The 26399-nt window shown below is 60.5% G+C and carries 40 protein-coding genes; 33 read left to right on the top strand and 7 right to left on the bottom strand.

The annotated features are described in order from the left end of the window. Positions 1-140: 140 nt before the first annotated feature. Genes rplB through rplP form a run of 5 tightly spaced genes read left to right on the top strand, consistent with a single transcriptional unit; the run spans position 141 to position 2784 of the window. Positions 141-983 carry a 50S ribosomal protein L2 gene (gene rplB / locus ACN5AZ_RS12505; protein WP_419429224.1) on the top strand — a complete coding sequence of 281 codons (843 nt, stop codon included), beginning with the start codon at positions 141-143 and terminating at the stop codon, positions 981-983. Positions 984-986: 3 nt separating this feature from the next. Further along, positions 987-1265, top strand: a complete 279-nt coding sequence (rpsS, locus tag ACN5AZ_RS12510) for a 30S ribosomal protein S19 (RefSeq protein ID WP_419429225.1) — start codon at positions 987-989, stop codon at positions 1263-1265. A gap of 3 nt (positions 1266-1268) precedes the next feature. Further along, a complete protein-coding gene (gene rplV, locus ACN5AZ_RS12515; protein WP_419429226.1) occupies positions 1269-1649 on the top strand; it encodes a 50S ribosomal protein L22 in 381 nt (126 codons plus the stop codon). Further along, positions 1649-2368, top strand: a complete 720-nt coding sequence (rpsC, locus tag ACN5AZ_RS12520; RefSeq protein WP_419429227.1) for a 30S ribosomal protein S3 — start codon at positions 1649-1651, stop codon at positions 2366-2368. Before rplV ends, rpsC begins: the two co-directional genes overlap by 1 nt. 2 nt (positions 2369-2370) lie before the next feature. Then, positions 2371-2784, top strand: a complete 414-nt coding sequence (rplP, locus tag ACN5AZ_RS12525; protein ID WP_419429228.1) for a 50S ribosomal protein L16 — start codon at positions 2371-2373, stop codon at positions 2782-2784. A 73-nt stretch (positions 2785-2857) separates the two neighbouring features. Here rplP and ACN5AZ_RS12530 read toward each other — a convergent pair whose 3' ends face one another. Further along, positions 2858-3991 carry a calcium-binding protein gene (locus ACN5AZ_RS12530; protein WP_419429229.1) on the bottom strand — a complete coding sequence of 378 codons (1134 nt, stop codon included), beginning with the start codon at positions 3989-3991 and terminating at the stop codon, positions 2858-2860. 153 nt (positions 3992-4144) lie between these two features. Between ACN5AZ_RS12530 and ACN5AZ_RS12535 the strand changes: the two genes are divergently transcribed. After that, entirely contained in the window at positions 4145-4768 is a 624-nt protein-coding gene (locus tag ACN5AZ_RS12535; RefSeq protein WP_419429230.1) for a 2OG-Fe(II) oxygenase family protein, read from the top strand. A gap of 18 nt (positions 4769-4786) precedes the next feature. After that, positions 4787-5260, top strand: coding sequence for an acyl-CoA thioesterase (locus ACN5AZ_RS12540; RefSeq protein WP_419429231.1), 474 nt, complete (start codon positions 4787-4789; stop codon positions 5258-5260). Here the strand turns inward: ACN5AZ_RS12540 and ACN5AZ_RS12545 are convergent, their stop codons facing one another. Next, positions 5261-5503, bottom strand: coding sequence for a hypothetical protein (locus ACN5AZ_RS12545; RefSeq protein WP_419429232.1), 243 nt, complete (start codon positions 5501-5503; stop codon positions 5261-5263). Between the two features lie 151 nt (positions 5504-5654). Between ACN5AZ_RS12545 and ACN5AZ_RS12550 the strand changes: the two genes are divergently transcribed. The 13 genes from ACN5AZ_RS12550 (at position 5655) to ACN5AZ_RS12610 (ending at position 12133) form a co-directional block, all read left to right on the top strand. Continuing rightward, a complete protein-coding gene (locus ACN5AZ_RS12550; protein WP_419429233.1) occupies positions 5655-6353 on the top strand; it encodes a hypothetical protein in 699 nt (232 codons plus the stop codon). 177 nt (positions 6354-6530) lie between these two features. After that, complete coding sequence (gene rpmC, locus ACN5AZ_RS12555; RefSeq protein WP_419429234.1) at positions 6531-6740, top strand: 50S ribosomal protein L29; 210 nt, start codon at positions 6531-6533, stop codon at positions 6738-6740. A gap of 3 nt (positions 6741-6743) precedes the next feature. Continuing rightward, positions 6744-7067 carry a 30S ribosomal protein S17 gene (rpsQ, locus tag ACN5AZ_RS12560; RefSeq protein ID WP_419429235.1) on the top strand — a complete coding sequence of 108 codons (324 nt, stop codon included), beginning with the start codon at positions 6744-6746 and terminating at the stop codon, positions 7065-7067. 92 nt (positions 7068-7159) lie between these two features. Then, positions 7160-7528, top strand: a complete 369-nt coding sequence (gene rplN / locus ACN5AZ_RS12565) for a 50S ribosomal protein L14 (protein ID WP_419429236.1) — start codon at positions 7160-7162, stop codon at positions 7526-7528. Beyond that, positions 7528-7833, top strand: a complete 306-nt coding sequence (gene rplX / locus ACN5AZ_RS12570; RefSeq protein ID WP_419429237.1) for a 50S ribosomal protein L24 — start codon at positions 7528-7530, stop codon at positions 7831-7833. The genes rplN and rplX overlap by 1 nt, the downstream gene beginning before the upstream one ends. Continuing rightward, positions 7833-8414 carry a 50S ribosomal protein L5 gene (gene rplE, locus ACN5AZ_RS12575; RefSeq protein ID WP_419429238.1) on the top strand — a complete coding sequence of 194 codons (582 nt, stop codon included), beginning with the start codon at positions 7833-7835 and terminating at the stop codon, positions 8412-8414. The genes rplX and rplE overlap by 1 nt, the downstream gene beginning before the upstream one ends. A 13-nt stretch (positions 8415-8427) precedes the next feature. Continuing rightward, positions 8428-8733: a 30S ribosomal protein S14 gene (rpsN, locus tag ACN5AZ_RS12580; RefSeq protein WP_419429239.1), complete on the top strand. Its 306-nt coding sequence runs from the start codon at positions 8428-8430 to the stop codon at positions 8731-8733. Positions 8734-8746: 13 nt separating this feature from the next. After that, on the top strand, positions 8747-9139 hold the full coding sequence (gene rpsH, locus ACN5AZ_RS12585) for a 30S ribosomal protein S8 (protein ID WP_419429240.1): 393 nt from the start codon (positions 8747-8749) through the stop codon (positions 9137-9139). Between the two features lie 12 nt (positions 9140-9151). After that, entirely contained in the window at positions 9152-9685 is a 534-nt protein-coding gene (rplF, locus tag ACN5AZ_RS12590) for a 50S ribosomal protein L6 (protein ID WP_419429241.1), read from the top strand. A gap of 12 nt (positions 9686-9697) precedes the next feature. After that, on the top strand, positions 9698-10057 hold the full coding sequence (gene rplR / locus ACN5AZ_RS12595) for a 50S ribosomal protein L18 (protein ID WP_419429242.1): 360 nt from the start codon (positions 9698-9700) through the stop codon (positions 10055-10057). Positions 10058-10200: 143 nt separating this feature from the next. Next, a complete protein-coding gene (rpsE, locus tag ACN5AZ_RS12600; protein ID WP_419429243.1) occupies positions 10201-10779 on the top strand; it encodes a 30S ribosomal protein S5 in 579 nt (192 codons plus the stop codon). A gap of 5 nt (positions 10780-10784) precedes the next feature. After that, a complete protein-coding gene (gene rpmD / locus ACN5AZ_RS12605) occupies positions 10785-10973 on the top strand; it encodes a 50S ribosomal protein L30 (protein WP_419429244.1) in 189 nt (62 codons plus the stop codon). Between the two features lie 368 nt (positions 10974-11341). Then, a complete protein-coding gene (locus ACN5AZ_RS12610; RefSeq protein WP_419429245.1) occupies positions 11342-12133 on the top strand; it encodes an MBL fold metallo-hydrolase in 792 nt (263 codons plus the stop codon). A gap of 59 nt (positions 12134-12192) precedes the next feature. Here ACN5AZ_RS12610 and ACN5AZ_RS12615 read toward each other — a convergent pair whose 3' ends face one another. After that, positions 12193-13485 carry a DEAD/DEAH box helicase gene (locus ACN5AZ_RS12615; protein ID WP_419429246.1) on the bottom strand — a complete coding sequence of 431 codons (1293 nt, stop codon included), beginning with the start codon at positions 13483-13485 and terminating at the stop codon, positions 12193-12195. A 406-nt stretch (positions 13486-13891) separates the two neighbouring features. On the opposite strand from ACN5AZ_RS12615, the gene rplO reads away from it, so the two are divergent. From rplO to ACN5AZ_RS12630, 3 genes are all read left to right on the top strand, one after another. After that, positions 13892-14353: a 50S ribosomal protein L15 gene (gene rplO / locus ACN5AZ_RS12620; protein WP_419429247.1), complete on the top strand. Its 462-nt coding sequence runs from the start codon at positions 13892-13894 to the stop codon at positions 14351-14353. A 130-nt stretch (positions 14354-14483) separates the two neighbouring features. After that, positions 14484-15848 carry a preprotein translocase subunit SecY gene (gene secY / locus ACN5AZ_RS12625; RefSeq protein ID WP_419429248.1) on the top strand — a complete coding sequence of 455 codons (1365 nt, stop codon included), beginning with the start codon at positions 14484-14486 and terminating at the stop codon, positions 15846-15848. Beyond that, the gene (locus ACN5AZ_RS12630; protein ID WP_419429249.1) at positions 15845-16489 is read left to right on the top strand and encodes an adenylate kinase; all 645 of its coding nucleotides are present in this window, start codon (positions 15845-15847) and stop codon (positions 16487-16489) included. The genes secY and ACN5AZ_RS12630 overlap by 4 nt, the downstream gene beginning before the upstream one ends. 63 nt (positions 16490-16552) lie before the next feature. On the opposite strand, the gene ACN5AZ_RS12635 is transcribed toward ACN5AZ_RS12630, so the two are convergent. Next, positions 16553-17011, bottom strand: a complete 459-nt coding sequence (locus tag ACN5AZ_RS12635; protein WP_419429250.1) for a BLUF domain-containing protein — start codon at positions 17009-17011, stop codon at positions 16553-16555. A gap of 170 nt (positions 17012-17181) precedes the next feature. Between ACN5AZ_RS12635 and ACN5AZ_RS12640 the strand changes: the two genes are divergently transcribed. From ACN5AZ_RS12640 to rplQ, 5 genes are all read left to right on the top strand, one after another. Beyond that, on the top strand, positions 17182-18051 hold the full coding sequence (locus ACN5AZ_RS12640; protein WP_419429251.1) for a calcium-binding protein: 870 nt from the start codon (positions 17182-17184) through the stop codon (positions 18049-18051). A gap of 196 nt (positions 18052-18247) precedes the next feature. Next, positions 18248-18616 carry a 30S ribosomal protein S13 gene (gene rpsM, locus ACN5AZ_RS12645; RefSeq protein ID WP_419429252.1) on the top strand — a complete coding sequence of 123 codons (369 nt, stop codon included), beginning with the start codon at positions 18248-18250 and terminating at the stop codon, positions 18614-18616. Between the two features lie 15 nt (positions 18617-18631). Next, positions 18632-19024: a 30S ribosomal protein S11 gene (gene rpsK / locus ACN5AZ_RS12650; protein WP_419429253.1), complete on the top strand. Its 393-nt coding sequence runs from the start codon at positions 18632-18634 to the stop codon at positions 19022-19024. Positions 19025-19143: 119 nt separating this feature from the next. After that, positions 19144-20160, top strand: a complete 1017-nt coding sequence (locus tag ACN5AZ_RS12655) for a DNA-directed RNA polymerase subunit alpha (protein ID WP_419429254.1) — start codon at positions 19144-19146, stop codon at positions 20158-20160. Positions 20161-20308: 148 nt separating this feature from the next. Further along, a complete protein-coding gene (rplQ, locus tag ACN5AZ_RS12660; protein ID WP_419429255.1) occupies positions 20309-20725 on the top strand; it encodes a 50S ribosomal protein L17 in 417 nt (138 codons plus the stop codon). Positions 20726-20781: 56 nt separating this feature from the next. On the opposite strand, the gene ACN5AZ_RS12665 is transcribed toward rplQ, so the two are convergent. From ACN5AZ_RS12665 to ACN5AZ_RS12675, 3 genes are all read right to left on the bottom strand, one after another. Next, positions 20782-21204: a DUF4174 domain-containing protein gene (locus ACN5AZ_RS12665; RefSeq protein WP_419429256.1), complete on the bottom strand. Its 423-nt coding sequence runs from the start codon at positions 21202-21204 to the stop codon at positions 20782-20784. 65 nt (positions 21205-21269) lie between these two features. Further along, positions 21270-21725, bottom strand: a complete 456-nt coding sequence (locus ACN5AZ_RS12670; RefSeq protein WP_419429257.1) for a host attachment family protein — start codon at positions 21723-21725, stop codon at positions 21270-21272. A gap of 1 nt (position 21726) precedes the next feature. Next, positions 21727-21966: a hypothetical protein gene (locus ACN5AZ_RS12675; protein ID WP_419429258.1), complete on the bottom strand. Its 240-nt coding sequence runs from the start codon at positions 21964-21966 to the stop codon at positions 21727-21729. A 132-nt stretch (positions 21967-22098) separates the two neighbouring features. On the opposite strand from ACN5AZ_RS12675, the gene ACN5AZ_RS12680 reads away from it, so the two are divergent. The 5 genes from ACN5AZ_RS12680 to ACN5AZ_RS12700 all read left to right on the top strand — a co-directional run bounded on the left by ACN5AZ_RS12680 (position 22099) and on the right by ACN5AZ_RS12700 (position 26344). Beyond that, a complete protein-coding gene (locus ACN5AZ_RS12680; RefSeq protein WP_419429259.1) occupies positions 22099-23475 on the top strand; it encodes a trypsin-like peptidase domain-containing protein in 1377 nt (458 codons plus the stop codon). 70 nt (positions 23476-23545) lie between these two features. Next, the gene (gene crcB, locus ACN5AZ_RS12685) at positions 23546-23920 is read left to right on the top strand and encodes a fluoride efflux transporter CrcB (RefSeq protein ID WP_419429260.1); all 375 of its coding nucleotides are present in this window, start codon (positions 23546-23548) and stop codon (positions 23918-23920) included. Next, on the top strand, positions 23917-24960 hold the full coding sequence (locus ACN5AZ_RS12690) for an RluA family pseudouridine synthase (protein ID WP_419429261.1): 1044 nt from the start codon (positions 23917-23919) through the stop codon (positions 24958-24960). The genes crcB and ACN5AZ_RS12690 overlap by 4 nt, the downstream gene beginning before the upstream one ends. Then, positions 24957-25625: an HAD-IA family hydrolase gene (locus tag ACN5AZ_RS12695; protein ID WP_419429262.1), complete on the top strand. Its 669-nt coding sequence runs from the start codon at positions 24957-24959 to the stop codon at positions 25623-25625. Before ACN5AZ_RS12690 ends, ACN5AZ_RS12695 begins: the two co-directional genes overlap by 4 nt. Then, entirely contained in the window at positions 25622-26344 is a 723-nt protein-coding gene (locus ACN5AZ_RS12700; protein ID WP_419429263.1) for an ATP12 family chaperone protein, read from the top strand. The genes ACN5AZ_RS12695 and ACN5AZ_RS12700 overlap by 4 nt, the downstream gene beginning before the upstream one ends. Positions 26345-26399 lie beyond the last annotated feature (55 nt).

Genomic DNA, 26399 nt, shown 5'->3' on the forward strand with positions numbered 1-26399 from the left:
CCCGGATTCGTCCGGGGCTTTGCATTTTGCGCGGCTGATGCAGAATCGGGCACCTTCGGGGGCCTATATCTACGGCCACCTTCGGGGGGCTAACAACATAGGGTTCATCCGAACCCCCAAGCTTACGGAAGACAGAAAGCATGGCACTTAAGTCGTACAAGCCGACGACGCCGGGCCAGCGCGGGCTGGTGCTGATCGACCGTTCGGAGCTGTATAAAGGACGCCCCGTCAAGGCCCTCACCGAGGGTCTGACCAAGTCGGGCGGCCGGAACAACACCGGACGTATCACCTCCCGCCGTCGTGGCGGTGGCGCAAAGCGTCTCTACCGGATCGTTGATTTCAAGCGGAACAAATTCGACGTCAACGGCATCGTTGTCCGCATTGAATATGACCCCAACCGTACCGCATTCATCGCACTGATCCAGTACGACGATGGCGAGCAGGCCTACATCCTTGCACCGCAGCGCCTTGGCGTTGGTGACAAGGTGATCGCATCTGCCAAGGCAGACGTGAAGCCGGGCAACGCGATGCCGTTCTCCGGCATGCCGATCGGTACCATCGTGCACAACATCGAACTGAAGCCCGGCAAGGGTGGCCAGATCGCACGCGCCGCGGGCACCTATGCCCAGTTCGTCGGCCGTGACGGTGGCTACGCTCAGATCCGCCTGTCCTCGGGCGAACTGCGCCTCGTGCGTCAGGAGTGCATGGCAACGGTTGGCGCGGTCTCGAACCCCGACAACTCGAACCAGAACTTCGGTAAAGCGGGCCGTATGCGCCACAAGGGCATTCGCCCCTCCGTCCGTGGTGTCGTCATGAACCCGATCGACCACCCCCACGGTGGTGGTGAAGGCCGGACCTCTGGTGGTCGTCACCCGGTGACGCCCTGGGGTAAGCCGACCAAGGGCAAGCGCACCCGCAACACCAACAAGGCGTCGCAGAAGCTTATTCTCCGCTCGCGCCACGCCAAGAAGAAGGGTCGCTAATCTATGGCACGCTCTGTTTGGAAAGGCCCCTTCGTCGACGCTTACGTGTTGAAGAAGGCCGAGAAAACCAAGGAATCCGGCAAGAACGAGGTCATCAAGATCTGGTCGCGCCGCTCCACCATCCTGCCGCACTTCGTTGGTCTCACCTTTGGTGTGTACAACGGCCACAAGCACGTTCCGGTCAATGTGACCGAGGACATGATCGGCCAGAAGTTCGGTGAATACGCTCCGACCCGCACCTACTACGGTCACGCGGCGGACAAGAAAGCCAAGAGGAAGTAAGCCATGGGCAAGGATAAGAATCCCCGCCGCGTGGCGGACAACGAAGCGATGGCAAAGCTGCGCATGCTGCGCACCTCGCCGCAAAAGCTGAACCTCGTCGCCGGGCTGATCCGTGGCAAGAAGGTGGAAAAGGCCCTGACGGACCTGACCTTCTCCAAGAAGCGGATCGCCGTGGACGTGAAGAAGTGCCTTCAGTCCGCTATCGCCAACGCCGAGAACAACCACGGTCTGGACGTCGACGAGCTGGTCGTCGCCGAGGCCTATGTTGGTAAGAACCTGATCATGAAGCGCGGTCGCCCCCGTGCCCGTGGTCGTTTTGGCCGCATCAACAAGCCGTTCTCGGAAATCACCATCAAGGTGCGTCAGGTCGAGGAGCAAGCCTAATGGGTAACAAGACCAATCCGATCGGGATGCGCCTTCAGGTGAACCGTACTTGGGATTCGCGTTGGTACGCGGACACCAAAGACTACGGTGACCTGCTGCTGGAAGACATCGCCATCCGCGATTTCATTCAGGATGAGTGCAAGCAGGCCGGTATCGCCCGTGTGATCATCGAACGCCCCCACAAGAAGTGCCGTGTGACCATTCACACCGCGCGTCCGGGCGTGATCATCGGCAAGAAAGGCGCCGACATCGAGGTGCTTCGCAAGAAGCTGGCCAAGATGACCGACTCCGAGCTGCACCTCAACATCGTTGAAGTGCGCAAGCCGGAGCTGGACGCAACGCTGGTTGGCGAGTCCATCGCTCAGCAGCTGGAGCGTCGTGTGTCCTTCCGTCGCGCGATGAAGCGTGCGGTTCAGAACGCCATGCGTATGGGCGCCCTTGGTATCCGGGTGAACGTTGCTGGCCGTCTGGGCGGTGCTGAAATCGCACGGACCGAATGGTACCGCGAAGGTCGTGTGCCCCTGCACACCCTGCGCGCCGACATCGATTATGCCAACGTCGAAGCAACGACGCCCTACGGCATCATCGGTATCAAGGTCTGGATCTTCAAAGGCGAGATCATGGAGCACGATCCTGCTGCTCGTGACCGCAAGAGCCAGGAAATTCAGGACGGTCCCGCACCTCGTGGTGCTGGCGGTCGTCGTGATGACCGGAGGTAACAATGCTTCAGCCGAAACGCACTAAATTCCGTAAGGCCTTTAAAGGCCGGATCAAGGGTGAAGCAAAGGGCGGGTCTGACCTGAACTTTGGCACCTACGGCCTGAAGGCTCTCGAGCCCGAGCGCGTCACCGCGCGTCAGATCGAAGCTGCACGTCGTGCCATGACGCGTCACATGAAGCGTCAGGGCCGTGTCTGGATCCGCATCTTCCCGGATGTGCCCGTCACCGCAAAGCCCATCGAAGTTCGCATGGGTAAAGGTAAGGGTTCCGTGGACCGTTGGGTCTGCAAGGTGAAGCCGGGCCGCGTGATGTTCGAAATCGACGGCGTTGCCGAAGATATCGCACGTGAAGCGCTGCGTCTGGCCGCTATGAAGCTGCCGATCAAGACCCGCGTCGTGGTTCGCGAAGACTGGTAAGTCCTCGCGGGTTTCTGACCCGAGCAAGATTTGGAAAGCCCCTCGATGGATATCGGGGGGCTTTTCTTTTGGGTCAGGCGATGGGTGGTACCGGGGGCAGGTTCGGTGCCGGTAGAATAACCGGATCAACCAGTTGGATGCTGCTCGCGGGCAGATTGCTGACCCCGGCCATATGCACGGTCAGCGCGCGGGCGGCGCCGTTTTCATGGATATAGGACAGGGTTGCCTCTGTCCCGGTGATGCCGCTGTCGGGGTCCGTGACTTCGCGCAGGGTTAGCTCGCCAAAGCTGTAACCAGCGCTGTCGGACGGCAGCTGAATGACGAGCAGATCGTTGCCTCCGTCAAAGTCCTGAATAACGCCGATGTCGCGGGGGAGAATCGCGTCCGGGTCATCCAGAGCGGGCGCTGTGGCATCGCCAGGCAGATCGTCAAAATGCAGTTCGAAGACGTCGATCCCCGTGCCGCCGGTCAGATCAAGCCCTGCGATGTCATCCGGCTGCATGAGGATCTCGATAAAATCAAAACCGCCGCCGCCGGTGATCACGCCCCCGCCAGTGGCGGTGATGGTGTCATTGCCGCTGCCACCGTGCACCGTGTTGTCGGTCCCGTCGATGATGATGGCATCCGCGCCGTCGCCGCCGGACAGCAGATTGCCCGCACCGGTGATTGTCAGGCTATCATTACCAAAGCCGCCATCGATGGTGCTGTCACTGAAATTGCCAGCGATGTCGTCGCGCCCATCACCTGACTGGAGAACTGTGCCATCGCCGTGGGCTTGGATCACATCGTTGCCCGCGCCGCCGTTGATGGTCGAGCCTGCAGCCAGCACCTGTGGCACACCGTCGGTGGTGTCGAAAACCTCTGTCAGGTCGATTTCATCGTTGCCTGCGGCGGCATCCACGACCAGCGGGCCGTCGATCTCTGCCTCCAGCGCGATGGTGTCATTGCCCGAAGTGCCGACAAGCATATCGCCAGAGGAGACCAGCAAAACCTCCGGCGTGGCGGCGTCGTCATCGGGCAAAGCCACTGGCACCTCGCTTTCATCGGGCGTTGGGGCTGCGGCCTCGACCGTGTCCTCGGGGGTTGGGTCCTCTTCCGTCGGGGTGGGGTCTTCTTCGGGGGTGTCGGTGGCGGGGTCTGCGATATCGTCAGAGCCGGACTCCCATGCGGTGACCAGAAGACCGGCGGACAGCAATGCTATGATCATAAATGGGGTCATAATGTTTACATCCAAAGCGGGAAATTTTTTGAACGCTACGCCCAAGACCCTTAAGATTCCCCGAAAGCCGGTGAGGCAAAGCCAATGCGGCCTTGCGTCAGGGTCCGAATGGCGCGACACCGGCACAAAAGGAGATCCCTGATGGCCAAGATCCGCTCTTTGTTCGCGACCCCGCTGTATCACGCGCCGCTGTCCGATCACGGGACCATCGATGCCCAAGAGCTTGAGGCATCGTGCTATTCTGTGGCCGAGGATGACGAGGCCGGACAGGAGTGGTGCGAGACCCAAGGCTATCCCGGCTACACCTCATATGCGTCGCTGACGGATTTGCCTTGGCGGTTCCCGATCTTCGCGGATCTGGTAAAGGTGCTGGACGCGCATGTGGCTGCCTTCGTTCAGGAACTGGACTTTGATCTGGGAGATAAGGAGCTGATGCTGGAGGATATCTGGATCAACATCCTGCCGCCGGGCGGCACGCATAGCTCGCACATCCATCCGCATTCGGTGATCTCCGGCACGACCTATGTGTCGATGCCCGAAGGCGCGTCGGCGCTGAAGCTTGAAGATCCGCGATTGCAGATGATGATGGCGGCCCCGGCGCGCAAGAAAGACGCCCGCGAGATGTTAAAGCCGTTCATCTACGTCAAACCCGAGGTGGGCGACGTGCTGCTGTGGGAAAGCTGGCTGCGCCACGAGGTGCCCATGAACATGGCCGAAGAAGATGAACGCGTTTCCGTCAGTTTTAACTATAAATGGGGTGAATGAGCGGAACGGGGGCAGCCAATGGATGCGCGCAAGCTAGAGATGACGGTGCTGATGACGCCGGATATGGCGAATTTCAGCGGCAAGGTGCACGGCGGGGCGTTGTTGAACCTGCTCGACCGTGTGGCCTTTTCCTGCGCGTCGCGGTTCTCGGGGCGTTATGCGGTGACCTTGTCCGTGGATCAGGTGGTGTTTCGTGAGCCGATCAATGTGGGCGAGCTGGTGACCTTTCGTGCCAGTGTGAACCACGCGGGCCGCACCTCTATGGAGATTGGTATTCGGGTCGAGGCGGAGGACATCCGCAGCGGCAAGATGCGGCACACCAATTCGTGCTATTTCACGATGGTGGCGGTGGACGATAACGGCAAATCCGCGCCCGTGCCGGAGTTGAAGGTTCTGACCGAAACCGAAGAGCGCCGCCAGCGCGCCGCCGGTTTGCGCAAGACGCTGCGCAAGCAGTTCGAGGAAGAGATGCGCAAGGCCGCCGAGGGGTAATTACCCCTGATGTGCAGGCGGTGCCTGTGTCTGACTGGACAGGCAGCCGTCGTGCAGTTTGCGCCATGTCAGCAGGTTCTGTGACCATGCGCAGCGGGCGGTAAAGCTGCGGTTGCCGACCGTCAGGCAAGACGTCTGGCCCACCGGCACCTTGACCCCGTCACGGTTGTGGCAGGCGCAGTCTGTGTCCTCGGCTGCGGGGGCGGGCGCGACACCCAGTGTAATGATCGCGGCTATGTTCATGGCAGATCGCATAGCGCAGCCTATCACAGATCGGGATTTTCGCCAAATTGGCCCCATTCCGCCGGATCACGTGCCGTTGATCGGGCTTTGTTGCGCGCGCATTTGCACCTATGTAAAGATTTCGTGTCACTTTCGCGAAGGTTCCAAGACAATGGCGCTGATCACGCATTCAGAATTGAACAACGGCGTTCTGCGCGCGCTTGTCCGCGCGATCGAGGCGCACCGTCCGCGCAAGTTTGCCCGCGATCTGGTGAACCGTGTGCGCTTTGGCGCGGATGGTCCTTTGTCGGACATGGCGATCTTTCCTGATCCGCGCGAAATCACCCAGTGCTACCAGACCTTGCCGGGTTTGCGTTTGCGCCGTCGGGCCAGCGGGCGCGTGATGGGCGGCGATTGGGACAAATCCCGCGCCAGCGCCACCGACAATTACAAGTTCCAAAGCTGTCGGATGCGGTGGGTCGACGGGGCCGATTGGGAAGAGACACCGGTTTTTCAGAAGATGGTCGCCGAGATCGCCAAGGGTCGTGCCCCGGATGAATGTCGTAGCGTGGAGGACGTGAAATCCCGCTACGCCAAGCTGGACCGTATCTTTGCCGAGACGCAGGCGCGGGGCCGACTGTTGCGGATGCACGAGCTGCCCGACGCCTATTACCGGCGCGAACATGGCGCGTCCTTTGTGCATGTGGCGCGCGATGGCACATGTCTGCGCAGCGGTGGCGGTTATCACCGGTTTTCCATTGCCAAGATCCTTGAACTTCCGGAAATGCCCGCGCAGATCGGGGTGGTGCATCCGGACGCGATTAAGAACGGCCATCTTGCGCCGCTGCTGAAGTCGCGCTTTGACGCCTGACGGGCGCGGCCCGTTTATCTGCTGACGCCCAATAAATACGGACCGAAACCGCTTGCCAGCGTAGGGATTCGGGCGTATAGGGGCGCTTCATCCACGGACTCCACTGGAATCAGGGTGACCTTGCACGCCACGCAGGCAGGGGCCCTCCAGTGATGTTGATTGAAAAGGAGAGGTGCAATGAGCGCCCAGGGACTCCGTGACAAGACACCGGATCAACTCCGGGACCAGCTTGTCCAATTGAAGAAAGAAGCGTTCAACCTGCGCTTCCAGATGGCCACCGGTGAGGTGCAAAACCCCGCGCGGATCCGTCAGGTGCGTCGCGAAGTTGCACGCATCAAGACCATTCTGAACGAAAAGGCCGCAGCGGCCGCATCCGTGGAGGCGTAATCGATGCCCAAACGAATCCTGACCGGCACCGTGACCTCCACCGCCAACAAGCAGACCGTGACCGTTTCGGTGACGCGTCGTTTTAAGCACCCCGTGCTTCAGAAGACGATCAAGAAGTCCAAGAAGTACCGCGCACATGACGAGAACGAACAGTTCAACGTTGGTGATTCCGTGCTCATCCGTGAATGCGCACCGAAGTCCAAGACGAAGCGCTGGGAAGTCATGACCGAAGAGATGCTTGCAGAGCACGAAGCAGCACGCCAGGCGGCTGCTGAAGAAGCCCGCAAGGTCGAGGAAGCTGCCCACGAGGCAGAAGCCGCACACTAAGTGTTCCGGGCGCGTCTGACGCGCCCTGATTTATTCGAAACCCCCGGGTCAATGTTCTCTGCAGAGCGGCCCGGGACGTCGGGAGACTACCAATGATCCAGATGCAGACAAATCTGGATGTCGCTGACAACTCCGGAGCCCGGAAAGTTCAGTGCATCAAGGTTCTGGGCGGTTCGCACCGCCGTTATGCCTCTGTCGGCGACATCATCGTGGTGTCGGTGAAAGAGGCCATTCCGCGTGGTCGCGTTAAAAAAGGTGACGTCCGCAAGGCCGTCGTCGTGCGCACCGCAAAGGAAGTCCGTCGTGAAGACGGTACCGCAATCCGTTTCGACCGCAACGCCGCCGTGATCCTGAACAACGCAGGTGAGCCGGTCGGTACGCGTATCTTTGGCCCGGTTGTGCGTGAACTGCGCGCAAAAGGCATGATGAAGATCGTGTCGCTTGCTCCGGAGGTGCTGTAATGGCTGCCAAGCTGAAAAAAGGTGACAAGGTCGTCGTTCTTGCCGGTAAGGACAAGGGCAAGACCGGTGAGATCCAGTCCGTCGACCCCAAAGCCGGTAAGGCCGTGGTCGAAGGCGTGAACGTTGCAATCCGTCACGTTCGCCAGTCCCAGACCTCGCAGGGTGGCCGCACGCCGAAGGCGCTGCCGATCGACCTGTCGAACCTGGCCATCGTCGATGCAAACGGCAAGGCGACCCGCGTTGGCTTCCGCATGGAAGGCGGCAAGAAGGTCCGTTTCGCCAAGACCACGGGAGACGTGATCTGATGCTGGACACCGCAAACTACACCCCGCGTCTGAAGGCTCAGTACCGCGAGACCATCAAGGCCTCGATGAAAGAGCAGTTCGGCTACACGAACGACATGCAGATCCCGCGTCTGGAAAAGATCGTTCTGAACATCGGCTGTGGTGCCGAGGCCGTTCGTGATTCCAAGAAAGCCAAATCGGCAATCGAGGATCTGACCAAGATCGCAGGTCAGCAGGCTGTTGGCACGCTGGCAAAGAAATCCCACGCGCCGTTCCGTCTGCGTGAGGGCATGATCGTTGGTGCAAAGGTCACTCTGCGTGACGTGCGCATGTACGAATTCCTCGACCGTCTGGTCACCATCGCGATGCCGCGTATCCGCGACTTCCGTGGTGTGAAACCGTCGTTCGATGGCCGCGGCAACTTTGCCATGGGCCTGAAGGAACACATCGTGTTCCCGGAAATCGAATTCGATAAAGTCGACGAAGTTTGGGGCATGGACATCATCATGACCACAGACGCCAAAGACTTTGGCGAGCACAGCGCGGACGCACAGGCGAAAGCCCTGCTGACCGCATTCAACATGCCGTTCACCAAGGCGTAAGGAGAGAGACGACATGGCCAAGAAATCCATGATCGAGCGCGAAAAGAAGCGCCAGCGCCTGGTGGAGAAGTATGCCGCCAAGCGTGCCGAACTGAAAGAAATCGCAAACGACGAGTCGAAGTCCATGGAAGACCGCTTTAAAGCGCGTCTGAAACTGGCGAAACTGCCGCGTAACTCGGCACCGACCCGTCTGCATAACCGTTGCCAGCTGACCGGTCGTCCCCACGCGTACTACCGCAAGCTGAAAATCAGCCGTATCATGCTGCGCGAGCTTGGCTCGAACGGCAAGTTGCCCGGCGTTGTGAAATCCAGCTGGTAAGGGAGGGTATAAGATGAACGATCCTATCGGCGATATGCTCACCCGTATCCGTAACGCTCAGATGCGCGGCAAGTCGACCACCTCGACCCCCGCATCCAAGCTGCGCGGCTGGGTCCTGGATGTACTGGCCGACGAAGGCTACATCCGCGGCTATGAAGCGACGACTGACGAACGCGGTCACCCCGCCTTCGAAATCAGCCTGAAATACTTCGACGGCACTCCTGTCATTCGCGAAGTGAAGCGGGTCTCCAAGCCCGGTCGCCGCGTTTACATGAGCGTTGATGACATCCCGCAGGTCCGTCAGGGTCTGGGTGTGTCGATTGTCTCCACCTCCAAAGGTGTGATGTCGGACGCAAACGCACGCGCAGCCAACATTGGCGGCGAAGTGCTCTGCACCGTATTCTAAGGAGGCCTGAATATGTCTCGTATTGGTAAGAAGCCGATCGAACTGCCTTCGGGCGTTTCGGCGAGCGTCTCCGGCCAGGTTGTTGAAATCAAGGGGCCGAAAGGCACCCAGACCTTCAACGGCACCGACGATGTGACCTTCACTGTCGAGGAAAACACCATTTCTGTAGAGCCGCGCGGCAAGTCCAAGCGCGCCCGTCAGCAGTGGGGTATGTCCCGCACCGTGGTGGCCAACATGGTCCATGGCGTGCAGAACACCTTCAAGAAGGAACTGGAAATCCACGGCGTTGGTTACCGTGCTCAGCTCGCAGGCAAGGTCCTGAAGCTGAACCTCGGCCTGTCGCATGACGTCGACTTCCAGATCCCTGACGGCGTAACCATCACTGTTCCGAAGCCCACCGAGATCATCATCGAGGGCCACGACATCCAGGAAGTGGGTCAGGTAGCGGCAAACATCCGCGACTGGCGCCGCCCGGAGCCGTACAAGGGGAAGGGTATCCGCTACAAAGGCGAATACATCTTCCAGAAGGAAGGCAAGAAGAAGTAAGGACGCAGGAAAATGGCAAACAACAAACGCACGTTGTTCCTCAAGCGCCGTCTGCGCGTCCGGAACAAGCTCCGCAAGGTCAACGCAGGTCGCGTTCGTCTTTCGGTGCACCGCTCGAACAAGAACATCTCGGTTCAGCTCATCGACGATGTGGCCGGCAAGACCCTTGCCGCTGCATCCACGATGGAGCCCTCGCTGGGTGTGGTTGGCAAAAACAACATCGAAGCAGCGACCAAGGTCGGTGCGGCGATTGCCGAGCGCGCCAAGGCAGCCGGTGTCACCGAGGCGTACTTCGACCGCGGTGGCTTCCTCTTCCACGGCAAGGTGAAAGCTCTGGCCGACGCCGCGCGTGAAGGTGGTCTGAAGATCTAAACCGTTTCGACGGTCTCTCGGGTGCGCCTTTTTCAAGGCGCACCTTTTTGCAGGCAGCGATGCCTCGATGATCCGGGACCGTTTCAGCGGTCACCAGGATTGGATAAACGGGCTCTTGGGCCCACTGAAAAAGGAAATGCCTGATGGCAGAACGTGAAAACCGCCGGGGCAACCGTCGCGAACGCGAGGAAGCACCGGAATTCGCAGATCGCTTGGTTGCGATCAACCGTGTGTCCAAGACCGTAAAAGGTGGTAAGCGCTTTGGCTTCGCCGCTCTTGTGGTTGTTGGCGACCAGAAAGGCCGCGTAGGCTTCGGTAAAGGTAAGGCCAAGGAGGTCCCCGAGGCCATCCGTAAAGCCACCGAGCAAGCCAAGCGCAAAATGATGCGCGTGCCCCTGAAAGAAGGCCGCACGCTGCACCACGACGTGAAAGGTCACGCCGGCGCAGGTAAAGTCGTCATGCGTACCGCACCGCAGGGTACCGGTATCATCGCCGGTGGTCCGATGCGTGCCGTGTTCGAAATGCTGGGTGTTCAGGACGTTGTCGCAAAGTCGACCGGTTCGCAGAACCCCTACGCCATGATCCACGCAACGCTCGACGGTCTGCGCAACCAGCAGTCGCCGCGCAACGTTGCACAGCGTCGTGGCAAGAAAGTTGCAGACATCCTGCCCAAGCGTGATGACGCGCCGCAGGAATCCAGCCAAGTCGCTGAGGAGGCCTGAGTCACATGCCAAAGACCATCGTCGTAAAGCAGATCGGTTCCCCGATCCGTCGCCCCGAAGTTCAGCGTAAGACCCTGATCGGTCTGGGCCTGAACAAGATGCACAAGACCCGCGAGCTGGAGGATACCCCCTCTGTGCGCGGCATGATCAACAAGATCCCGCATCTGGTCGAGATCGTCGAAGAGCGCGGCTAAGCCTCTTTTACGGACTTTAAAGACGCCCTCCGGTTTCCGGGGGGCGTTTTTTATTGTGCTAAAAAACTGTGCGCATTTTGCATGGCGGCTTTGCGCAATTGGTCTTTGTCCCGAAGGCGGACCGGGCGTAGGAGGCCGGGGCACATCAACATTTGTCGGAAAATGACATGACCCTGTTCTTTCGTAACCTGTTCACCCGCCTGAAATCCGCATCCAAAGAGCCCGTCCCCTGCTGGACCGAATACCTGCGCCAGCAAGGCGGTTTTCGCGGCTGACGTGAGATCACGTCAGGTCGCGCATTTGTTAGTTTGCCTCCCGGAACGTGAGACCTAGCTTCCTGCTCAGGTTCAATCAGGGAGCTAAATGCAATGACATTGACCCGTCGTACTTTCCTACATTCCGTGGCCGCCACCGGCGCTGTGACGGTGATCCCCTTCGCCGCACGCGCCGAGGCGCATATGGGCGATACATTCGAGACCGGTATGGGTCCGGTATCGATCCATCCGGTGCAGCATGCGTCCATCGTTATGGAGACACCCGTCGGCGTGATCTACGTCGATCCGGTGGGCGAGGCTGCGTCCTACGAGGATCTGCCGTCCCCCGATCTGATCCTGATCACCCACGAGCACGGTGACCACTACAACGCCGAGACACTGTCGGCGCTGATCCCCACGGACAAACCGGTGGCGATCTACACCAACCCCGCGGTATTCGACATGCTCGAAGAGGACGCGAAAGAGCGCGCCGAGGCCTTGGCCAACGGCGATAGCGCGACCTTCGGCGATCTGACCATCGATGCGATCCCCGCGCATAACACCACCGAAGAGCGCATGAACTTCCACCCCGAAGGGCGCGACAACGGCTATGTGCTGACCATGGGTGATTTCAAAATCTACATCTCTGGCGACACGGAACCCACGCCGGAAATGGAAGCGCTGGAAGGCATCGACATCGCCTTTTTGTGCATGAACCTGCCGTTCACCATGGACGCGGAGCAGGCGGCCGAGGCCACCAAGGCGTTCCAACCCAAGGTGGTTTACCCCTATCATTTCCGTGGCCGCGACGATGGCACGCAAGACCCCGAGGCCTTTGCCGAAATGGTTGGCGACGCGTCTGAGGTAAAGATTGCCGATTGGTACGGCGATCACGACCACAGCTAAAATCGCCTTAGGCGATTAAGAAAGGCCGCCTGCATCTGCGGGCGGCCTTTTGTTTTGGATCAGGCTGCTTTGGAGCGCCGGTTGCGGTTGCCGCCGCCGCCGCGCTTGGGTCCGCGCCCGGGCTTGGGCCCGCCTTCGGAGCGGAAACCGCCGCCACCGTTGCCGCCGCCGGAGCGACGCCCACGGCCACCGCCACCACGGCCCGGCTTTTTCTTGGGAACGCCTTCCCATTCGGTGCCGCCTGCGACCTCGATCGAGCGGCCCATCAGCTTTTCGATGGCGCGGAATTCGCCCATCTCGTCAGGCGCGCAATAGGCGATGGCGGCGCCATCACGGCCTGCGCGTGCGGTCCGACCGATCCGGTGCACATAGTTGTCGGCCACATTCGGCAGGTCATAGTTGTAGACGTGGCGCACCGCCGGAATGTCGATGCCGCGCGCGGCCACGTCGGTGGCCACAAGCACCATCAGTTCGCCGTTGCGAAAGGCCGTCAGGGCGCGATCACGCTGGCCCTGGCTTTTGTTGCCGTGGATGGAACCGGCGGCAAAGCCCTTGGCTTCGAGTGTCTTTTTCATCTTCTCGGCACCGTGTTTGGTGCGCGCAAAGACAAGCGCCGCTTCGGTACGGTGTGCGTCGAGATGGTCGATCAGCAGGCGCATCTTGTCGGATTGTTCGACGAAGTGCACCGATTGGTCGATGCGGTCCACCGGTTTGCCCGGAGGGGTGACTTCGACGCGAATCGGATCCTCGAGATAGGCGGAGGCGATCTCAGCCATCTGTTTCGGCATGGTGGCCGAGAACAGCATGGTCTGGCGCGTCGCGGGCAGGGCCTTGGCGATCTTGCGCAGCGCATGGATAAAGCCGAGGTCCAGCATCTGGTCGGCTTCGTCGAGCACGAGGAATTTCGTCGCATCCAGACGGATGGAGCGGCGCTCCATCAAATCGAGCAGACGACCGGGCGTGGCGACCACCAGATCCGAGCCGCGCGCGAGCCGGTTTTCCTGACCGGAGATCGACACGCCGCCGGTGACGATGCCGATACGCACCTGGGTGCCCGCCGCATAATCGCGGAGGTTGTCGACGATCTGCTTCGCCAGCTCGCGGGTGGGGGCGAGGATCAGACCGCGCACGGTCTTGGGGTCGGGCTTGCCTTCCATACGCAGCAGGGCGGACAGCAGCGGCAGGCCGAAGGCTGCGGTTTTACCGGTGCCGGTCTGCGCCAGACCCATCACATCGCAGCCATTCATGGCGTGCGGGATGGCTTGTTTCTGGATCGGGGTCGGTTCGGTGATGTTCAGTTCGGCGAGATTCGCCTGAAGACGGGACGGCAGTCCCAGCATGTCAAAATCCAATGGATCTTCCTTTGCGCCAAAGGCGCGTGATGGCCCGGGCGCAAAGACGCGCGGACGCAGGGGGAACCGCAGCTCTGAGACCTCGACCGCATGCCGAGACCCTGTTGCGGATCTGAACCCATGCGTGATGTGGGGTCATGTTCGGGGATGTTAACCGGCGGGCAGCTTCGGCCCGAGTTCCGCTCACGCGGCGGATGCGGTTGAGGGGCATATGCGCGCTGACGGGCCATAAGTCAATGGCCGATGCACTGCGCGCGGTCAAAGAAGGGTTGAACGGGAGAGGGCGGGCCGCTATACGCCCCCGGTGGCCGATTCCGTTCGGAGCCGTCCACACGTCAGAAAACCAAGAAAAGCCGTGGTTGGCCCATCTCGCTTCGAGGGTCACATCCGGCAATGGAGAAGCGATATGAAACTTCATGAACTGCGCGACAATCCCGGCGCAACCCAGCGTAAACAGCGTATTGGCCGTGGCCCCGGTTCGGGTCGTGGTAAAATGGGTGGCCGTGGTATCAAAGGTCAGAAATCCCGTTCGGGTGTGGCCATCAATGGCTACGAAGGCGGCCAGATGCCGCTCTACCAGCGTCTGCCCAAGCGTGGCTTCAACAAGCCCAACCGCCTGTCCTTTGCAGTCGTGAACCTGGGCCTGATCCAGAAATTCGTCGACGCGGGCAAGCTGGACGCCGGCAACATCACCGAAGAGACTCTGGTCACTTCCGGTCTGGTGCGTCGCAAGCTCGACGGCATCCGCGTTCTTGCCAAAGGCGAAGCAACCGCAGCCCTGACCATCACCGTGACCGGCGCATCGAAGTCGGCCGTTGAAGCGGTTGAAAAGGCTGGCGGCAAGCTGACCACTGCGGCAGCCGAGTAACGCCTACGGGAGGCGAACGGTTTATCGCCTTGTGAGCGGCGTCCGAGCCGCTTACATAACCCTCAGTTTTCCTTGAGCGCCGCCGGACGGAAAACCGTCTTGGCGGCGTTTGTCTGAAAGAGAGATCCGCATGGTATCCGCAGCAGAGCAAATGGCCGCCAACACAAGCTGGGCGGCGCTTGGCAAAGCAACCGACCTGCGCAACCGCATCTTCTTTACCCTCGGTCTGCTGATCGTTTACCGTCTTGGCACCTATATTCCGGTTCCGGGTATCGACGGCACGGCACTGCGCGAATTCGTCGAGCAGGCCAGCACCGGCGTGGCGGGCATCGTTTCGATGTTCACCGGCGGTGCGCTGGGGCGCATGGGGATCTTTGCGTTGGGCATTATGCCCTATATTTCCGCCTCGATCATGGTGCAGCTTCTGACGGCCATGGTGCCGGCGCTGGAGCAGCTCAAGAAAGAGGGCGAACAGGGCCGTAAGAAAATCAACCAGTACACCCGTTACGGCACCGTGGTGCTGGCGGTGCTGCAGGCCTACGGTCTGGCAGCCAGCCTTGAAGGCGGGGATCTGGTCACCGATCCGGGTTGGTACTTCCGCGCCGCCTGTGTGATCACGCTGGTGGGCGGCACGATGTTCCTGATGTGGCTGGGTGAACAGATCACCGCACGCGGCGTCGGCAATGGCATCTCGCTGATCATCTTTGTCGGTATCGTCGCTGAATTGCCCGCCGCTTTGGCGCAGTTCTTTGCCTCCGGTCGGTCGGGCGCCATCAGCCCCGCTGTGATCGTGGGTGTGATATTGATGGTGGTGGCGGTGATTGCCTTTGTGGTGTTCATGGAGCGCGCCCTGCGCAAGATCACCATTCAGTACCCGCGCCGTCAGGTCGGCATGAAAATGACCGAGGCGCAGCAATCGCATCTGCCGGTCAAGGTGAACCCGGCGGGCGTGATCCCGGCGATCTTTGCCTCGTCCCTGCTGCTTCTGCCTGTCACGATCTCGACCTTCTCGGGGTCTGAAACCAGCCCGCTGATGTCGACGATCTTGGCCTACTTTGGCCCCGGCCAGCCGCTGTATCTGGCGTTCTTCGGCGGGATGATCATCTTCTTCGCGTATTTCTACACGTTCAACGTGTCGTTCAAACCGGACGATGTTGCGGACAACCTGAAGAACCAGAACGGCTTTGTGCCCGGTATCCGTCCGGGTAAGAAAACCGCTGACTATCTGGAATATGTGGTGAACCGCATCCTTGTGATCGGCTCGCTGTATCTGGCGGCTGTCGCGCTGCTGCCGGAAATCCTGCGCACGCAGCTCAACATCCCCTTCTACTTTGGCGGGACGTCGGTGCTGATCGTGGTGTCGGTGACGATGGACACGATCCAGCAGGTGCAAAGCCACCTTCTGGCGCATCAATACGAAGGTCTTATCCAGAAATCCAAGCTGAGCGGTAAGGGTAAGGCACGCAAGAAACGGGGAGGACCGGCGCGTCGATGAATATTATTCTGATTGGACCGCCCGGCGCGGGGAAGGGCACGCAGGCCCGGATCCTGGTCGAGGAACGCGGCATGGAGCAGTTGTCCACCGGGGACATGCTGCGCGAAGCCAAAGACAGCGGCACGGAAATGGGCAACAAGGTTGCCGAGGTTATGGCGCGGGGCGAGCTTGTCACCGACGAGATCGTCATCGGCCTGATCCGTGAAAAGCTGACCGGCTCTGATGCCACCGGCTTTATCTTTGACGGCTTTCCGCGCACGCTGAAGCAGGCGGATGCGTTGAATGACCTGCTGGCAGAAGTGGGCCAGACCCTGGACCGCGTTGTCGAGTTGCGGGTGGAGGATGAGGCGCTGGTCAAGCGTATCACCGCACGCTCGACATGTGGCTCCTGTGGTGAGGTCTACAACGACATCACCAAGCCCATTCCGGCGGACGGCACATGCGTCAAGTGCGGCGGGACCGAGTTCAAGCGCCGCGCCGACGACAACGAAGAGTCGCTGCGCACCCGTTTGATGGCCTATTACAAGCAGACCGCGCCGCTGATCGGCTACTACTACCACGCGGGCAACCACTGCCGCGTGGACGGTCTGGGCGAGATCGACGCCATCAAGGCGGCTATCGCGGAAAAGCTGGACGGTTAAACCTGTCGAAAGAATGAAAACGGCCGCTTCCCAAGGGGAGGCGGCCTTTTGCGTTTTTGGGGCCTACATCCGGCGCATGTCGTCTGCGATATCCAGAAAGCGCTTGGTCTGAATGCGGACTTTATTCAGCGATTGATACAGGGAAATGCGGCGATTGATTGCTTTGGCGACGCTTTCGTAGAGCGTCGCGCTTCCGTCCTCGATGACGGTGTTGAACAGAACATGCCCTGAGGGCAGCGCGGCATATCCCATCGACCAATCCGGAAAGCATCGGGTGGTGCAGGCTTCGGCGGCGGTTTCGATGTCGATCATGTGGCGCGGATCGGCGCGAATGGAGCGCATCAATTCCTCAATCGCGGGCTGCGGCCCTTCGAGCAGCTGCAGGAACTGCCCGTCGGTCGCCAGTAAGCAGCCGGTGACGCCAAGGCTTGCGTTGCGCTCTGTCGACGTCTTCATGATGTCGCTGATGTCAGAGGCCATCATCTCGGGGCGGAAGTGGCTGAGGTAGAGCAGTCGGATCATCGGGACGTTGTTCTTTGGTGCGCGTGGACCACCCTGCGATAATGAAACACTTTGTGTCTCGTTGGTGCCTTGCTTGTGACAAAGTTAACAGCTTTTTTGGCAAATGTTTACAACGAATAGAATTTGGAACCGGTATGCTGGCGATTTTGATAGGTCTGGGTTTGTTGGGCATGGCATTGCCCATGTTTGGTTCGGATGAGGATGACGATCAGGCGGATGAGGTGTCCACATCCGAAGGGGATCTTGGGGAAGTTGCTGAAGGCCCGCCGGCTGTGTTCATATCCGTTGGTGACGCTTCTGAAGCGCCCGACGACTACGAGCCCCGCGATGCGCTGCCCCCATTGTCGGATGTGACGGAGGGTTTGACTGCGATTACCGGCGTCGAGATCGAAAACCGCGAAGATCTGGTGCGTGCTCTGGAAGAAATGCCAACGCAATACGCGCTGGTTTTCGGGGATGAAGGCGACAACGCGATCTTCGGCACCGATCAAGATGACGAGGTCCTGCCCTGGACTGGCGATGATCGGGTGTTTCTGGGAGAGGGGGACGACGTTTACGATCCCTTTTTGCGGAATGATGCGGCGGGTGATGATTTTGTCCGCGGCGGAAACGGCAATGATTCTTTGTCCGATAGTATCGGGTTTGACACGCTGAAAGGCGACGCGGGCGACGATGTGCTGCGCGCGGTGGATGAACAAGGCCGCACTGAGGCGGATTCGCTGACCGGCGGTGTGGGGAATGATATTCTCGCCGGAGACGCAGGGGATACGCTGAATGGCGGCGAAGGGCAGGATGTGTTCTTTGGGCTTGCAGAAGCCGATGCCGACCCGATCATTGTCGAGGATTTTGACCCCGACGAGGATGCCTTGGGTATTCTAATTGAATCCGATACACCGCGCGTCATGTCGAGCTTTGACGTCACCGTCGAGGAGGACGAGGGCAACAGCCTTGTGCGCGTCGATGGTGAGCTGACTGCTGTGCTGGAGGGTGTGACGGGGCTGGATCCGTCCATGGTTATGGTGGGCAGCTATCGCTGGTAGGGCGTATGGGGTTTGCCGCTTGACACAGGTGGCGAATCCGCCTACCCACCCACATCTCGAAAGAGTAGACATTTTCGGGTCGGGCTTCCTGACCTGAGATCACCTGATCAGCTCGGGCCCGTTCGCTTTTGCGTCGGGCCTCATGTTGTGAAAAAAGGGCCCGGTGTTACGGGCTCGCAACGAAAGGATAAGAGACTTGGCACGTATTGCCGGCGTCAACCTCCCGACCGCCAAGCGCGTCCCGATCGCGCTGACATATATCACCGGAATCGGTCACACCTCCGCCAAAGCGATCTGCGACGCGGTGAACATCGACGTGACCCGTCGTGTGAACGAACTCTCTGACGCAGAAGTGCTGGCGATCCGCGAGCACATCGATGCGAACTACACCGTCGAAGGCGACCTGCGCCGCGACGTGCAGATGAACATCAAGCGTCTGATGGATCTGGGCTGCTACCGTGGTCTGCGCCATCGTCGTAACCTCCCCGTGCGCGGTCAGCGTACGCACACCAACGCTCGTACGCGCAAAGGCCCCGCGAAGGCCATTGCCGGCAAGAAGAAGTAAGGGAGAGAACGACCAATGGCACGTGATACCCGCCGTGGTGGCAAGAAGAAGGTCTCCAAGAACATTGCAACTGGCGTTGCACATGTGAACTCGACCTTCAACAACACCAAGATCCTGATCTCTGACGTTCAGGGCAACGCAATCTCCTGGTCCTCCGCTGGCACCATGGGGTTCAAGGGCTCGCGCAAGTCGACCCCTTACGCAGCTCAGCTCGCCGCAGAAGATGCAGGCAAGAAAGCACAAGAGCACGGCGTGAAAACGCTGGAAGTCGAAGTACAGGGCCCCGGTTCGGGCCGTGAGTCCGCGCTGCGCGCGCTGGCTGCTGTCGGCTTCAACATCACGTCGATCCGCGACGTGACCCCGATTGCACACAACGGCTGCCGCCCGCCAAAGCGCCGCCGCGTGTAATCGCACTGTGAATTTCGGGCGAGGCGGGGGTGTTCCCTCGCCTCGCTCTTGCCGTTTCAGAAACCTCGGGCGTCTGTTCCTATTGGACATGGGGGACAGGCAGGTATGGAGGGACATGCATGATCCACAAGAATTGGGCAGAACTTATCAAGCCGACCCAGCTTGAGATCAAGCCGGGCACCGATCCGTCGCGCCAGGCCACATGTGTCGCTGAACCGCTGGAACGCGGCTTTGGTCTGACACTGGGCAACGCGCTGCGTCGCGTGCTGCTGTCGTCACTGCAAGGCGCGGCCATCACCTCGGTTCAGATCGACAACGTTCTGCACGAGTTTTCCTCTGTTGCGGGTGTGCGCGAAGATGTCACCGACATCATCCTGAACCTCAAACAGGTCGCTCTGAAGATGGAAGTGGAAGGGCCCAAGCGTCTGTCCGTTTCCGCCAAAGGTCCGGGCGTTGTGACTGCGGGTGACATTTCCGAATCCGCAGGCATCGAGATCCTGAACCGCGATCACGTGATCTGTCACGTGGACGAAGGCGCCGAAGTGTACATGGAATTCACCGTGAACACCGGCAAAGGCTATGTTGCGGCTGACAAGAACAAGCCCGAAGATGCGCCCATCGGTCTGATCCCGATCGACGCCATCTATTCGCCGGTCAAAAAGGTCGCATATGACGTGCAGCCGACCCGCGAAGGTCAGGTTCTGGACTATGACAAGCTGACGCTGAAGGTGGAAACCGACGGCTCCGTCACGCCGGAAGATGCGATTGCCTATGCAGCGCGTATCCTGCAGGACCAGCTGTCGATCTTCGTCAACTTCGACGAGCCGGAAGCCGCACAGCGTCAGGACGACGACGACGGTCTCGAGTTCAACCCGCTTCTGCTGAAGAAAGTGGACGAGCTGGAACTGTCCGTGCGTTCGGCCAACTGCCTGAAGAACGACAACATCGTCTACATCGGGGATCTGATCCAGAAAACCGAAGCAGAGATGCTGCGCACGCCGAACTTTGGCCGCAAATCCTTGAACGAAATCAAGGAAGTGCTGTCGGGCATGGGTCTGCACCTTGGCATGGATGTCGAGGACTGGCCGCCGGACAACATCGAAGATCTGGCCAAGAAGCTGGAAGACAACTTCTAAGATTTGGTGGGGTTTTCCCCATCATCGGACGAGGCGGCAGCGCCTCGTCTTTCACCCCTAGGGCACATGCCCCAATGACGTTGGTGACACGCATCACCAACCGGACAAAGCAAAACGTCCCCAAGAGGGACATGATTGGAGTAAGACAATGCGTCACGCAAAAGGTTACCGCCGCCTGAATCGTACCCACGAGCACCGCAAGGCGCTGTGGGCAAACATGGCCGGCTCGCTCATCGAACACGAGCAGATCAAAACCACCCTGCCCAAGGCAAAAGAACTCAAGCGCGTTGCGGACAAGCTGATCACGCTGGCAAAGCGCGGCGACCTGCACGCCCGTCGTCAGGCACGTGCCCAGCTGAAGCAGGACATGCATGTGTCCAAGCTGTTCGACGTTCTTGGCCCGCGCTACGCCGAGCGTAACGGTGGTTACACCCGCGTTCTCAAGGCCGGTTTCCGTTACGGTGACATGGCGCCCATGGCGATCATCGAACTGGTGGACCGCGATGTGGACGCAAAAGGCGCAGCCGACAAGGCTCGTCTGGCCGCGGAAGAAGCCGCAGAATAATTCACTGGCTTACGTCAGTCGCAAAGCCCCTTCCATCGGAAGGGGCTTTTTGCGTTTCAGTCGCGCATTTCGCGTTGCCGCATTGGCATGGAATCTATGGTATCGATCAGGGTTTGTGCCGCGATGGGCTGATCCTGCCGCAGTTTGACGCTGCCATCCTTGCCGACGAGGATGATCTCGAACCCGTCCACGGCCAGACCGGCACGCAAGCGGCCATGGGCGTCCGGGTCGGTATCGGCCAGAACCACGATATCACGATCTTCCAGCGCGGGCCGCGCGTCGCGCAGCTCTGCGATCTGGTCCTTGAAATCGGGGTCTTGCGGGTCGGGCGCGAAGATCAGCACAGGCCGCGCTTCCCACTGATAGGCGGAAAGATCGGCGCGCGTTGGGGCCAATTGCGACGCAATCGGCCCTTGAGCGAATCCGGCCGAGCCAAAGAGGCTGAGCGAGGTTGCAAGAAGTTTTCGGAAAGCGGTCATCTAAGTATCCTCAAATAATGCGGGTGGGGCGGGCTGCGCCGCCCCTTGCGCCGCAACAGATGGGATCAGGCCGCATCCAGTTCCCTTTTCACCAGCTTCTCGATCTCGTCGACGGGGTGGTTGGTCAGGGTCTTGGGGACCTCGGCGACCACCTTGTCAGCGACTTCCTTGTGCATCTCGTCACGTAGGACGCCCAGAACCTGCGGCGAGGCCACGATCACGAGCTTGTCAAAATGGCCCTTGTGCGCCTCTGTATACAGCTTATCCGCAAGATCCGAGGCAAAGCGATCCTTTGCCAATTCGTGCCAATCGGTGTCATCCATCGCAGAACGCTGGCCAACGCCGGTGTCGTTCATACGGCCCGGACGGTTGGCAGATTGCGCTCGATCCGAGGGGTTTTCTTGTTCGTCTTCATCAAAGACGTCTAGATTCGGGTTGGCGTGGTCGGTCAGATTGCGCAGGAACAGCGCCTTTTCACTGTCTGCGATCACAACCCATGTGCCATTTGTCAACGTTGTCATGTTATGAGCTTCCCTTGTCTGTGCCGTGATGGCCGCCAAGGTTGCCTTGGCCTTCTTCCAGCGATTTGGTGACGCGGGTTGCGCCTGCGCGGTCCTGTTCGGCGCGCTTTTGGTCGTCCTGCGTGCCCACGTTGCGTTCCAGATTGCCCTGTGCACGGCCCTGCTGGGACGGGGTTTCGGTGTCGTCGAGATAGTCTTTGGTTTCGCGGACACCATCATGTGATCTTAGTCGCTCGGCCATTGGGTGCTCCTTCGTTTTCGTTTCAGCACCCCAACGCGGCCTTGGCCGGATGCGTTCCCGTCAAGCGGGTGCTTGGCTTGAAACCGCGCAGCGCAGGCAACATATTCCGGTCATCAAAAACGGGGACAGGCCATGCGTATTTTCCTTATCTGTGTAATGCTGATGTTGGGCAGCGTTGGGTCGGCGCAAACGCAGGTGCCACAAACCCAAGCGGAGATTTCGCTCAGCTTTGCGCCGCTGGTGAAACAGGCCACGCCTGCCGTGGTGAACATCTATGCGCGGCGCGTGGTCGAGAACCGAAGCCCCTTTGCCGATGACCCGTTTTTCAACAATTTCTTCCGTGAGTTTCAGGCCCGCCCAAGGGTGCAGAATTCGCTCGGCTCCGGCGTGATCCTGTCGGCGGACGGGCTGGTGGTCAGCAATTATCACGTGGTTGGGCAGGCCACCGACATTCGCGTCGTGTTGAACGACCGGCGCGAATATGCGGCGGAAGTGCTGTTGGGTGACGAGGAGTCGGATCTGGCGATTCTGCGGCTGGAAGGGGCCGAGGACATGCCGCATTTGCCGCTGCGCGACAGCGACACGGTCGAGGTCGGAGAGCTTGTTCTGGCCATCGGCAACCCGTTTGGCGTGGGCCAGACCGTGTCGTCGGGAATCGTCAGCGGCTTGGCGCGTTCTGGCACGGCCACGGGCAATGCGCGCGGGTATTTCATCCAGACTGACGCGCCGATCAACCCCGGCAACTCTGGCGGCGCCCTGATTGATGTGGCGGGGCGGCTGATCGGGATCAACACCTCTATTCTGACGCGTTCGGGCGGGTCGAACGGCATCGGCTTTGCCATTCCCACGGCCTTGGTCGAACAGTTTGTCGCGCAGGCCGAGGCGGGCAATGAACGGTTCACGCGGCCTTGGGCCGGTATGACGGGGCAAAGCGTTGACGGCGATTTGTTCGATGGTCTGGGTCTGGCTTCGCCCGGCGGTGTGGTCATCACCGAACTGCGTGATGGCAGCCCCTTTGCCGAGGCCGGTTTGAGGGTCGGTGACGTGGTGTTGGAGGTGGACGGCCAACCGGTGAACACCCCAGCCGAGATGCTGTTTCGCATGTCCGTGCGCGGGATCGGCGCACAGGCCGAGATTTCTTATGTTCATGATGGCGACGTTGAAACGACGCAGGTTGCCATGATCGCCGCGCCGGATGTGCCATCCCGTGCGGAGGTGTCCCTTGGGGAGCAGACCGCCCTGCCAGGTTTGCGGCTGGCGCGGATCAATCCGGCGGTCGAGGACGAGCTGAACCAGCGCTTTGCGGTCAATGACGGGGTGGTGGTCATGGATGCCGGACCATTCGGCAGCCGCGCGGGTTTGCGTGTGGGGGATGTGTTGCTGGGTGCGAACGGGCAGGGGATCGATACGCCAGCGACGGCCGCGCGTGTGCTGGGGTCCGTCGGGCGGCGGGTGCAACTGGATGTTTTGCGCGGCACGCGGCGTCTGGTTCTGAGCTTTCGGCTGTAGATTCCCTTGAATCGCGGGTGGTCTTGGTGGTTTCCTTGACAACCGGGGGCGAAGGGGCCAAGGCACGCAGATGATACCACTGCTTCAAGTCGCGCTCGGCGGCGCGCTCGGCGCGTCAGGCCGCTATCTGACCGGCGTGCTTGTTGCGCGTCTGGTGGGTCCGGGGTTTCCGTGGGCCACTTTGGCGGTCAATGTGCTGGGCTCTTTTGCCATGGGCGTTGTTGTAGTGGTGTTGGCACAGGGCAGCGGACAGCGCTTCGCCCCTTTGCTGATGACGGGCGTTTTGGGCGGGTTCACCACCTTTTCCGCCTTTTCGCTGGATGCTGTGACGTTATACGAACGCGGCCAGACGGAGCTGTCGTTGCTTTATGTGGCGGGGTCGGTGATCCTGTCCATCGCAGCGCTGTTTTCCGGACTGTTGATCGCAAGGAGCCTGACCACATGAGCCGTGTACAGACCGTGACCGTCGGGCCGGGAGACGGAGACCAGCGGCTTGATCGCTGGATGAAACGCATGTTCCCGCATGTGGCGCAGGGCCGTATCGAAAAGATGTGCCGCAAGGGCGAAATCCGCGTTGATGGCGGTCGGGTGAAGGCGTCCACACGTCTGGAGCCGGGCCAGCAGGTGCGCATCCCGCCGCTGCCGGAACCCGGACAGATCGAAAGCGCGCCCAAGCCCAAGGTCACCGACAAGGATGCCGAGCTGATCCAAAGCTGTGTGATCTACCGCGATGACCACATCATCGCCATTAACAAACCGCCGGGCTTGCCGACGCAAGGCGGCAGCAAACAGACCCGTCACGTGGACGGTTTGGCCGAGGCGCTGACCTTTGGCTACGATGAAAAGCCGCGTCTGGTGCATCGTCTGGACAAGGACACCTCGGGGGTTTTGCTGTTGGCGCGGACACGGGCCATGGCCAAGGCGCTGACAGAGGCGATCCGCCATCGTGAGACGCGCAAGATCTACTGGGCGCTGTGTGCCGGCGTGCCGGTGCCCTACCTTGGCGAGATCAAATACGGTCTGGTCAAAGCCCCCGGTCATGGCCGCGGCGGCGAGGGCGAGAAGATGCTTTGCGTCCATCCCAACGAGGTACAGCGAACCGAGGGCGCCAAACGTGCGCACAGCTATTACGCCACGCTTTACCGTGTGGCGAGCCGCGCGTCCTGGGTCGCGCTGGAGCCGTTGACCGGCCGCACGCACCAGCTGCGCGCGCATATGGCAGAGATTGGCCACCCGATTATCGGAGATGGCAAGTATGGCGGGTCGGGTCAGGAAAACCTTGGCGACGGCTGGGGCGCACAGCTTGGCGGTGTTATCTCGAAAAAGCTGCATCTGCACGCGCGGTCGATGACGTTGGAACATCCCGTGACAAAGAAACCCCTGACCGTGACGGCGAAGCTGCCTGAGCATATGGCACACAGCTGGCAAACGCTGGGCTGGGAGGAAGACTTTGCCGACCCCGATCCGTTCGAGGCGCTGCATTGACCGATCTGAAGCTGGTAATTTTCGACGTCGACGGCACCTTGGTCGACAGTCAAGGCGATATCCTTGCGGCGATGCAGGCGGCATTCGATTCCGAAGAGCTGGTGGTGCCCGCGCGCAAGGATGTGCTGGCCATTGTGGGCCTGTCCCTGCCCGAAGCGATGGCGCGGCTGGCCCCGGACGTTGCAGAGGCGCGGCGCAGCCAGATGGTCGAGGCCTACAAGGCGGCCTATGCCGCGCATGTGACGGCCAAAGCCTCGCCTCTGTATGATGGGATACCGGCGCTGCTGGACCGTTTGGCGGCCATTGACGAGTTGCTGCTGGGCGTGGCCACAGGAAAGTCGCGGCGCGGGCTGACCCGTCTTCTGGCCGAACACAATATGACGCAGCGCTTTGTCACCACGCAGGTGTCGGACAACCACCCGTCCAAGCCGCATCCGGCGATGTTGTTTTCCGCGTTGGAGGACACCGGGCTGGATGCCGCGCAGGCCGTGATGATCGGCGACACGAGCTATGACATGGATATGGCGCAGGCGGCGGGGATACGCGGCATCGGGGTCACTTGGGGCTATCATCCCGCCTCTGCGCTGCAGGCTGCATCACGGATCGTCGACGATACGCAGGCGTTAGGCGCCGCAATCGCTGACCTGCTGGAGATAAAACTATGAGCGAATGGGCGCCAAAACGGTTCTGGAAAACCACCACTGTGGACGCGGTCGAGGGCGGCTTTGCCGTCCAGCTTGACGGGCGCGGCGTAAAGACGCCGGCGAAAACCCCGCTGGTGGTGCCCACACGCGGTCTGGCAGACGCGATTGCCGCCGAATGGGAGGCGCAGGAGGACAAGGTCGATCCGGCGACCATGCCCTTTACGCGCACGTCGAATTCGGCGCTGGACAAGGTCACTCTGCAACATGCCGCTGTGGCGGATATGCTGGCGGCCTATGGCGACAGCGATCTGCTGTGCTACCGCGCCGATCACCCCGAAGAGCTGGTCGACCGGCAGGCCGCAGGCTGGGATCCGCTGCTGGCGTGGGCCGCGCAGGATCTGGATGCGCCGCTGGCCGCGCGCACGGGTGTGATCCACGCCCCGCAAGACCCCGAAGCGCTGGAAAACCTGCGCGCGCAGGTCCATGCGCAGACGCCGTTCCAGCTCGCGGCCTTTCACGATTTGGTGGCAATGTCGGGGTCTTTGGTCGTGGCCTTTGCCGTCGCGCGGGGGCGGCTTGATGCGCAGGACGGTTGGGAGCTGTCGCGCATTGATGAGCTGTGGAACGAAGAACAATGGGGCGCGGACGAGGAAGCCACTGAAACCGCCAATTACAAGCAGGGGGAATTCCTGCATGCGGCACGGTTTCATGCCTTGGCTTCCGAGGGTGTAAAAGGTTAATTCCGAGCCAAAGAGTCGGGTCTTGGTCCCTTGACCTCTTGGCAGTATTCCGCCC

The organism is Sagittula sp. SSi028, assembly GCF_048553715.1.
GTDB lineage: Bacteria > Pseudomonadota > Alphaproteobacteria > Rhodobacterales > Rhodobacteraceae > Sagittula.